Source organism: Streptomyces sp. NRRL S-495 (genome assembly GCF_000966955.1).
Taxonomy (GTDB): Bacteria; Actinomycetota; Actinomycetes; order Streptomycetales; family Streptomycetaceae; genus Kitasatospora; species Kitasatospora purpeofusca.
Genome location: NZ_JZWY01000752.1, coordinates 1 through 8083, shown reverse-complemented (window position 1 = coordinate 8083; position 8083 = coordinate 1). Strand labels below are relative to the sequence as shown.

At 72.8% G+C, this 8083-nt stretch carries 10 protein-coding genes; 7 read left to right on the top strand and 3 right to left on the bottom strand.

Annotated elements, in window-relative coordinates:
* On the top strand, positions 1–474 hold a 474-nt coding region (locus VR45_RS32695), incomplete at its 5' end, for an arylamine N-acetyltransferase (protein WP_045943513.1).
* A gap of 61 nt (positions 475–535) precedes the next feature.
* Here VR45_RS32695 and VR45_RS32690 read toward each other — a convergent pair.
* A complete protein-coding gene (locus tag VR45_RS32690; protein ID WP_045943512.1) occupies positions 536–2161 on the bottom strand; it encodes a hypothetical protein in 1626 nt (541 codons plus the stop codon).
* 63 nt (positions 2162–2224) lie between these two features.
* Complete coding sequence (locus tag VR45_RS32685) at positions 2225–2623, bottom strand: hypothetical protein (protein ID WP_045943511.1); 399 nt, start codon at positions 2621–2623, stop codon at positions 2225–2227.
* Positions 2624–2734: 111 nt separating this feature from the next.
* Here VR45_RS32685 and sigJ point away from each other — a divergent pair, with 111 nt between their 5' ends.
* The 6 genes from sigJ to VR45_RS32655 all read left to right on the top strand — a co-directional run bounded on the left by sigJ (position 2735) and on the right by VR45_RS32655 (position 6930).
* Complete coding sequence (gene sigJ / locus VR45_RS32680) at positions 2735–3643, top strand: RNA polymerase sigma factor SigJ (RefSeq protein ID WP_045943510.1); 909 nt, start codon at positions 2735–2737, stop codon at positions 3641–3643.
* A gap of 107 nt (positions 3644–3750) precedes the next feature.
* Positions 3751–3993, top strand: coding sequence for a hypothetical protein (locus VR45_RS32675; RefSeq protein WP_045943509.1), 243 nt, complete (start codon positions 3751–3753; stop codon positions 3991–3993).
* Positions 3977–4489, top strand: coding sequence for a DUF6879 family protein (locus VR45_RS32670; protein ID WP_078897050.1), 513 nt, complete (start codon positions 3977–3979; stop codon positions 4487–4489). The genes VR45_RS32675 and VR45_RS32670 overlap by 17 nt, the downstream gene beginning before the upstream one ends.
* A gap of 13 nt (positions 4490–4502) precedes the next feature.
* Entirely contained in the window at positions 4503–5354 is an 852-nt protein-coding gene (locus VR45_RS32665) for a helix-turn-helix transcriptional regulator (protein WP_045943507.1), read from the top strand.
* A 371-nt stretch (positions 5355–5725) separates the two neighbouring features.
* Positions 5726–6286, top strand: coding sequence for a hypothetical protein (locus tag VR45_RS32660; protein ID WP_045943506.1), 561 nt, complete (start codon positions 5726–5728; stop codon positions 6284–6286).
* 158 nt (positions 6287–6444) lie between these two features.
* Entirely contained in the window at positions 6445–6930 is a 486-nt protein-coding gene (locus VR45_RS32655) for an RICIN domain-containing protein (RefSeq protein WP_045943505.1), read from the top strand.
* A gap of 56 nt (positions 6931–6986) precedes the next feature.
* Here VR45_RS32655 and VR45_RS32650 read toward each other — a convergent pair.
* A partial coding sequence (locus VR45_RS32650; RefSeq protein ID WP_353612736.1) for a serine hydrolase domain-containing protein occupies positions 6987–8083 on the bottom strand: 1097 nt, incomplete at its 5' end.

Here is an 8083-nt window from a genome sequence, read left to right as displayed (position 1 = left end):
GAGGGGCCCGGGGGCGGCGAGGGGCGGTACCTGGTCGACGTCGGCTTCGGGTCGATCGACGCCCTGCTGGAGCCGCTGCCGATGGTCCCCGGGCCGGTCCGGGAGGGCCGGGGCCGGCGGCACCGGCTGGTGCTGGAGGAGGCCGACGGCCCGGCGCCGGTGTGGGTGCTCCAGGCCCGGTCCGGGGACACCTGGATCGAGCTGGTGTCCTTCACCCTGGACGCCGCGCCGCTGCCCGACATCGGCGTCGCCAACTGGCACGTGGCCACCCACCCGCGCTCGCCGTTCCGCCGCCTGTTCGTGCAACGGACGTACGTCGACGGGCACTTGGCCCTGGACGGCACCACCCTCACCCGCACCGCGCGGGACGGCACGGTGACGGTGGAGCGGGTCGACGGCCCGGAGGCGCTGCGGGAGCTGCTGGAGTCCGAGTTCGGCATCACCCCGCCGCCCGGCGTCCGCCCGGAGCGCTGACCTGGGCGGCGCGGACCGGGGCGGCAGGGTGATGCCGGGGCGACCGGGGCTTCTGCGTGGGTCACCCGGTGCGATAGGCGTCCACGAGGGTCTGGTCGAGGGTGTTCCCGTCGGTGTCGGTCAGCTCCGCCCGCAGCGAGACCGAGGTGCCCGCCGCCGGGTTCGGCACCGTGACGGCACCCTTGTGGACGGGGAGCACGGTCCAGGAGCTGCCGCCGTCGGCGGACATCGAGACCGTCAGCGAGCGGACCCGGCCGTCGGCGGCGGCGCCCTGCACGGTGACCGGTACCCGCATCGGGCTCCCGGCCGGCGCGGTGCCGGCCGGGCCGAGTCCGGGCGAGAACCGGACCACGCTCACCGGCACCGGGACCGGGCCGGTCGTGGTGGCCGAGCGGAAGGTCCACGACGCGTTGACCCGGGTGGTCGCGCCGGTCGCGCCCCGGCGGGCCACCGTGGCGGCCAGCCGGTACGAGGCCGGGCCGGGCGGCACGGTGAACGTCGCCCGGTCGAGCCCGCCGGACCGCGCGTGGAGCAGCGCGCCGTCGCGGTAGAGCCCGGCCCAGGCGGTGTCGAAGGACGGCGCCGTCGGCACGTGGCCGTCGCCGTCGGCGAGCAGCGGCAGGTCGGCGGTGAGGGTGTCGCCCTCGCGTTCGACACCGGCGCGGCCGGCGAGCGCGGGCCCGACGACCGGGCTGTCGAAGGTGTGGACGGTGGTGGCTCCGGCCCGGAGGGCGATGCCGTCGACGAAGTAGCGGTTCGGGCGGGCGCCGGGGGCCGCGGGGGCCGTGTAGACGACGTCCCAACGGCCGCGCCCCGGCGTGACGAACAGGGTGGCCGTCCCCGGCACCGGCAGGGACCAGGATGCGCCGACGCTCGGCCCGGCGGCCGGTCCGACCGTCGGGGCCAGGTCGATCACCGCGGTCCCGGTCCCGGCCCCGGTCCCCGCTCCGCCGGCGTCCGGGCGGGCGGCGGCGCGGAGTTCCAGGGCGGCCAGCTCCCCCGCGGTGCAGTGGTAGGTGAGCCCGGTCAGCGCGCGGGTGCCGGAGAAGGTCCGGCCGAGGGCGTAGCCGCCGGTGCGGGTCGTCCAGTAGGAGTCGTACCACTGCTTGACCGACCCGGCCTCGGTCTCGGGCCCCAGATGGGCGGTGCGCAGGGTCGGCGTCGCCTTGACGATGCTGGCCATCCTGGTCGCTCCCTCGTGCGTGACCTCGATGAACATCCCGCTGTTGAGGAAGGCCGCGGAGCCGTCGGGGGGCGTGACGTCGACGGGGGCGGTGGTCCGGGCGTCGACGGTGACGGTGGTGTCGCGGTCGAGGTCGAGCCGGGGCTGGACGATCCAGTCGGTGCCGTCCGCCACCCGGTCCGTCCAGAGGCTGCTCTCCAGCAGGTAGCGGCCCCCGGGCAGCCGCACGGAGGTGGTGCCCGAGGCGTCGTGGGGCTGCTCGGACCGGCCGGCGCCGGGGCCGGAGATCCCGGTGACGGAGGTCCGGTAGTGCGTCGGCACTCGGCCGTCCCGGCCCAGGTGCCGGATCGTCAGGGTGTACGTCCCCGGCTCCGTCTGCGGCTCGGCGGCGAAGGCCGCGGAGCCGCAGACGGAGACGGAGACGGATGCCGCACCGCCCAGGACGGCAGCGCCGGTCAGGGCCCGGAGGACGCTCCGGCGCGACAGGGGGGACGTAGTGGTCATGCCCTCTCCTGTCCGCCGGAGCGCCGGAGTTCCCGGAAGGACGGGCCGGACCTGGGGGGGAGTTCAGCGGGCTCCGCGCGCACCGGCGGTCAGGCTTCGGCCCAGGTCGAGCAGGCTCAGGCCGAACATCAGCACGCCCAGCGGCACGTGCAGCGCCGGGTGGTGGGTGACCCCCAGGACCACCTGGACGGAGGCGAGGACGAGGAAGCCGGTCGCGTACAGGATCGGCCGGGCCGGGCCGCCGCCGGGCCGCCAGGCCAGCACCGCGGCGAGCAGGTAGACCATCGAGGCGCCGTACATCACCCGGGCGCCCACGCTGTGCAGGGTCTCGCCGTAGGAGGTCGAGAGCAACAGGCCGGCGGTGGTCGCCTGGTAGAAGATCGCCAGGGTCTGCACGGCGATGCTGGAGCGGAGGAGAGTGAGGCTGCGGCGTGCGGGCTGGGTCGTCGTCGTGATGACCATGGTGCGGTCCCTCTTCCTGCCTGGTGGCGGTGGGTCGGTAGTGTCCCGCTGGTTCGACGAAACAGGCCCGCGAAGTGTGAGGCGGGTGGGAACGAAACGGGGGCGACCGGCATGGGTACCGAGGGCGAGAGATTCGAACGGAACGCGGACACGGCCGTCGGCGAGCGGCGGCATCTGGTCGGCCTCGCCTACCGGATGCTCGGCTCGGTGGCCGAGGCGGAGGACGCCGTGCAGGAGGCCTACGCCCGCTGGTACGCGCAGGCGCCGGAGCGGCGGGCGGCGATCGCCTCGCCCGGCGCCTGGCTGACGACGGTGCTCAGCCGGGTCTGCCTGGACGTGCTGGGCTCGGCGCGGGTCCGGCGCGAGCGCTACGTCGGCGAGTGGCTGCCGGAGCCGCTGCCGGACGGGGCGGAGTGGGCGGTCGGGGCGGGCGGGACGGCCGATCCGGCCGACCGGATCGCCCTGGACGAGTCGGTGGGCATGGCGTTCCTGGTGGTGCTGGAGTCGATGACCCCGGCCGAGCGGGTGGTGTTCGTGCTGCACGACGTCTTCCGCTACCCGTTCCCCGAGATCGCCGCGATCGTCGACCGGACGCCCGCCGCCTGCCGACAACTGGCCTCCTCGGCCCGCCGCCGGGTCGGTACCGCGCCCGCCCCGGCGACCGGCAGCGCCGTCGTGGTGCGGGAGTTCAGACAGGCCTGGGAGGCCAAGGACATCGGCGCCCTGGTCGGCCTCCTCGACCCGTCGGCCGTCATGGTCGCCGACGGCGGCGGGCTGGTGAGCGCGGTGGTCCGGCCGGTCGAGGGCGGCGAGCGGATCGCCCAGTACCTGGCGCAGATGGCGGAGTGGGCCCCGGGCCTGGTCCTGCTGGAGCGCACCGTCAACGGCCGCCCCGGCCTGGTCGCCCAACGGGACGGCGCCACGGCCACGGTGGCAGCCCTGGACGTGGTGGACGGCCGGATCACCCGCATCTGGGCGGTCCGCAACCCGGAGAAGCTCGGCCTCTGGACGGCGGCCTGAGGGCCGGGGCGGGTCGGCGGTCCGATGCTTGGCACGGCCCGTCGACGGGTAATCCGTCGGCTGAGCCGCGTAGAAGTTCGCTGAACGGGTCGCCAACGGAGGCCAGCGTGAAGCTAGTGTTCATCGCCAAGGACCCCAACACGAATGGGGAGAACTGCCCCACTGTCTGGGTGGACCCGGAGACGCGCGACATGGTGATTCAGGGGTGGAAGGCCGACGCCGACACCGAGGCCGAGTGCCTCACGTCGGGGCACATCCCGGAGTCCGAGGCGATCGTCCGAGTACCTGCCCGGATGGTGGCCGCTATCAGGGAGGCCTGCCGTGTCGCCGAAGGTGCCGACATTCGCTGAGCTACTGGCGGACAGCCGACGCAGCGCCGTCCATCTGGAGATGCGCGACGTGTACGGCGTCGAGGAGGAGGACGCCGACTTCGCCGCCTGGAAGGCCGGGCACCGCCACGACCCGGACGACCGGGCGTCCTGGTGGAATCCCTTCCTGACGGCCGTTTCGGAAGCGGTCGCCCGGGGAGTGGAGTTCCGCCGGGCCCGGGTCGTCTCGGTGCCCGTGACCGACTACATCCGGTACGAGCACTCGTGCACCTTCCAGAACATCGCTGCGGGGGAATCGGTCCGCTGGCTGCCCCGGCGGCTCACCTCCGACCTGATGCTGCCGGGCAATGACCTGTGGCTGTTCGACGGCAGGGTGGCGAAGTTCGGCCTGTTCTCCGGCGACGGCTCGTTCCTGGGCAACGAGATGAGCGACGACCCCGAGGTGGTCAAGCGCTGCGTGGACGCCTTCGAAGCCGTGTGGGAGCGCGGAATTCCCCACCAGGACTTCGAGGTCTGACGCTCCCGGTCCCATGGCTCGATCTCCCTCGTCCAGCGTTCAGGCGGCCCGCGACGCGGTGGCCGCACGGCTGCGGGAGCTCTGCCGGGATGCCGGGCTCAAACAGGTGGACATCGCCGCGCGCACGGGCTGGTACGCGTCCAAGGTGTCCCGCATCGCCAACGGGACAACCCCGCCGTCCGACGCGGACATTCGGGCCTGGTGCTCGGCATGCGGTGCCGACGATCAGGCCGAGGACCTGATCGCGGCATCGCGCGCCGCCGACACGATGTACGTCGAGTGGCGTCGGGTCCAACGGACGGGCCTGCGGCGGGTGCAGGAGTCCCGCGTGCCGCTGTACCAGCGCACTCGGCTCTTTCGCGTCTACTGCTCCAACGTCGTCCCAGGGCTGTTCCAGACCGAGTCCTACGCGACGGCACTGCTACGCGCCGTTACTCGGTTTCACCGGACCCCTGACGACGTGGCGGAGGCCGTTGCCGCACGGCTGGCCCGTTCGGACGGCGTGATTCGGGAGGGTGACCACCGGTTCGCCGTCCTGATCGAGGAGTCGGTGCTGCGCAACCAGGTGGGAGACCCACAGACCATGGCCGACCAGCTCGGCTACTTGCTGGCGCTGATGAGCCTTCCCCGGGTGTCGCTCGGAATCGTGCCGTTCTCCGCCCGACGGGAGATGTGGACCTTGGAGGCGTTCAACGTCTTCGACGATCGGAGAGTGCACGTGGAACTGCTGACCGCCGCCGTGACCGTCACCGCGCCGACGGAGGTCGAGCAGTACGTTCGGGCCTTCGGCGAGTTGGCCTCTCTGGCGGTGTACGGGGCGCCGGCCCGGGCCTTGATCTCGGAGGCGATCAACGCCCTGGAGTGATTGGCGTAGAACTCCGTGGAACTTCGTGGCGCCGCACCTTTGGCCGTCCCTACCGTCCTGATGACGGATCCAGGCCTGTGAGGAGGCATCAGCATGCGCTACGACCCGGAGAAGAAGCCCGAAAGGCCGCCCGGACCCATGCCGCCGGAGGTCGTGACCACCGACGCCACCCCGGCCGAGTAGGAGGAGTCACCCATGCGCGTCGAGATCGTCGTGTCCAAGCACAAGGGCAACGAGAAGCCCCCGCCGAAGCACGCGGGCAAGCCCGCCGAGGAGAAGCCCACCCCACCGTCGAAGTAGCACCTGTCACACTGGCAGGCCCCTCGCGCGCGCGGCGAGGGGCCTGCCCCCATGTGCAAGGGAGAGCACCGATGACCGAGCGTCTCGTCATCTCGTACGAGTCGCGCCACTTCGCCGGCACGGACTGGTCGAAGAACGCGGACCGGTGGCGGGCCAGCTTCTACGAGAACGGCGCCAAGGTCTTCGGCACCGCCGACATCACCCGCGTCATCCCCGGCGTGACGCCGAACCCCCGGGCCGTGTTGGAGGAGGACCCCGGCCTCCTCGACCGCATCCCGCGCGTGATCTTCACCGAGGCCGGAGAACTCACCCCGGTGCTCGCCGAGCTGCGCCCCTCGCTGCTGCTTCTCCTGGAGTCGGTCCACGTCGTGGACGAGTGGCGGGGCAAGGGCGTGGGGATGGGTCTGGCCGTCGAGGCCCTCCGACGTCTGGCCGTCCCGGGAGCCCTCGCCGTCTGCTACCCGGCCCCGATCCACGAGCACGGGCCGGACGAGCCGTGCAGCTACAACTCGGACGACCCCGAGGTCCGGCGGCCTGACGAAGAAGCGATGGACAAGCTCCGCCGGGCCTGGGAACGGCACGGCTTCCTGCCACTCGCCGAGGGGGTGTACGTCCGGCGGACGGAGCCGTAGGGCTCGGCCGGTGGACGGCCTCGCAGAACAGCTGCCCGGGTGGCGACCACCCGCGGCGCCCGGCTGTGATCACGAACGGCCGGTACTCGTCTGTGCACGGACGCCGGCCCGGTCCTAGCGTCGGGGGACCGACGCCGTCCGACCACGGGAGTCCACGTATGAACGTGTCCACACGACTCGGCCCGATCCTCGGGGCCGCCGGGGCCGCGCTGGTGGTGGGAGCGGCCGGGCAGCCCGGCCTGCCCTCCACGATCACCAGCGCGAGCCCCGAGGCCGCCGGCAAGTGTCTGGACGCCTACGACTGGGGCAGGGGGCCGTGGGTCCAGATGTGGGAGTGCCACGGCGGCAGCAACCAGTCCTGGAGCGTCTCCTGGAACAGCACCAGCGGGGGCTGGAACATCCGGAACGAGGCCAGCCAGTACTGCGCCGACGGCTCCCTGGGCCACGGGGAGCAGCTCATCCAGAACCTCTGCGGCGACGGCCTGGGGCAGACCTGGAAGATCGACTCCTTCCCCGGCCCGACCCGCCTGGAGAGCATCGCCTTCCCCGGCCAGTGCGCGGACATCGCCAACTGGGGGCGCAGCCCGGTGGTGATGCTGTGGGACTGCGGGAGCCAGGCCAACCAGTACTGGTTGTTCAACTGACCGGGCGGGAACGGGCGCAGCCGTTCCCGCCCGGCAGCCGTGGGATCCCGTCGGGGTCAGCCGCAGAACTCGGCCTCGGCGAGCCCGAGTTTGCCGGTGAACCAGTCGGCGTTGGTGTTGAACGCGACGGCGTGCCGCCCGTCCCGGGTGGTCAGCGCCAGCGTCGACGACCCGTGGATGCCGCCGTCATGGCCCCAGACGGTGACCCCGCAGGACAGCGTCCCGCCGCCGATGCCGAGCCCGCCGGGACCCTCCGTGGTGAGCATCTCGTCCAACTCCGCCTGCGGGAGCAGCCGTCCGCGCATCAGCGCGGAGAGGAACCGGGTGAGGTCGTCGGTCGTGGAGACGATCTCCCCGGCCGCGCCGGCCATCGAGGGGTTTAGCTCGGTGGTGTCCACGGGCGTCGGCGACCCGCCGAACAGCTTCGAGTAACCGCGCGCGTGCGGCCGGGGCAGGGCGGTGGTGGTGCCGGGCACGCTGGTGCCGCCCAGGCCCAGCGGCCGGACGATCCGCTGCTCGATCTCCGCGCCGTACGGGCGTCCGGTCACCGCGGCGACGATCATCCCGGCCAGGATGTAGTTGGTGTTGGAGTACTCGCGCTTCGCGCCGGGGGCGAAGACCGGCGGGTGCGACACCGCGATCCGCACCAACTCCTGCGGTGTGTAGGTGTCGTAGCGACGGCTCAGGAACTGCGGCGTGAACAGTGCGGTCGCCATTCCGGGGTCGTCGTCGTAGGCGAAGAGCCCGCTGGTGTGGTTGAGCAGCTGCCGGACGGTGATCGCCGAGCCGTCGTTCCCGTTCCCGCTCACCACGCCCGGCAGCCACCTGTCCACCGTGTCGTCGAGGTCGAGTCGCCCCTCGGCCTGGAGCTGGAGCACCACGGTCGCGACGAACATCTTGGTCACGCTGCCGATCCGGAACCGTTCCCGGGGCGACCGGGGCTGTCCGGTCGTGGTGTCAGCGGTTCCGATCGCCGTGGTCCAACTGCCGTGCCCTGAGCGGGCGGTGGCGATCATCCCGGGCAGCCCCTCGGTCCGGACGGCCGCGTCCATCGCCGCCCTCGTCCCGCCGTGGCCGGGTCCGCCGCGGCTGCTGCCGCCGGTCCCGCCGGTCATCACGCCGGCCGTCGCCGGGAGTGCCGTCCCCACCACCA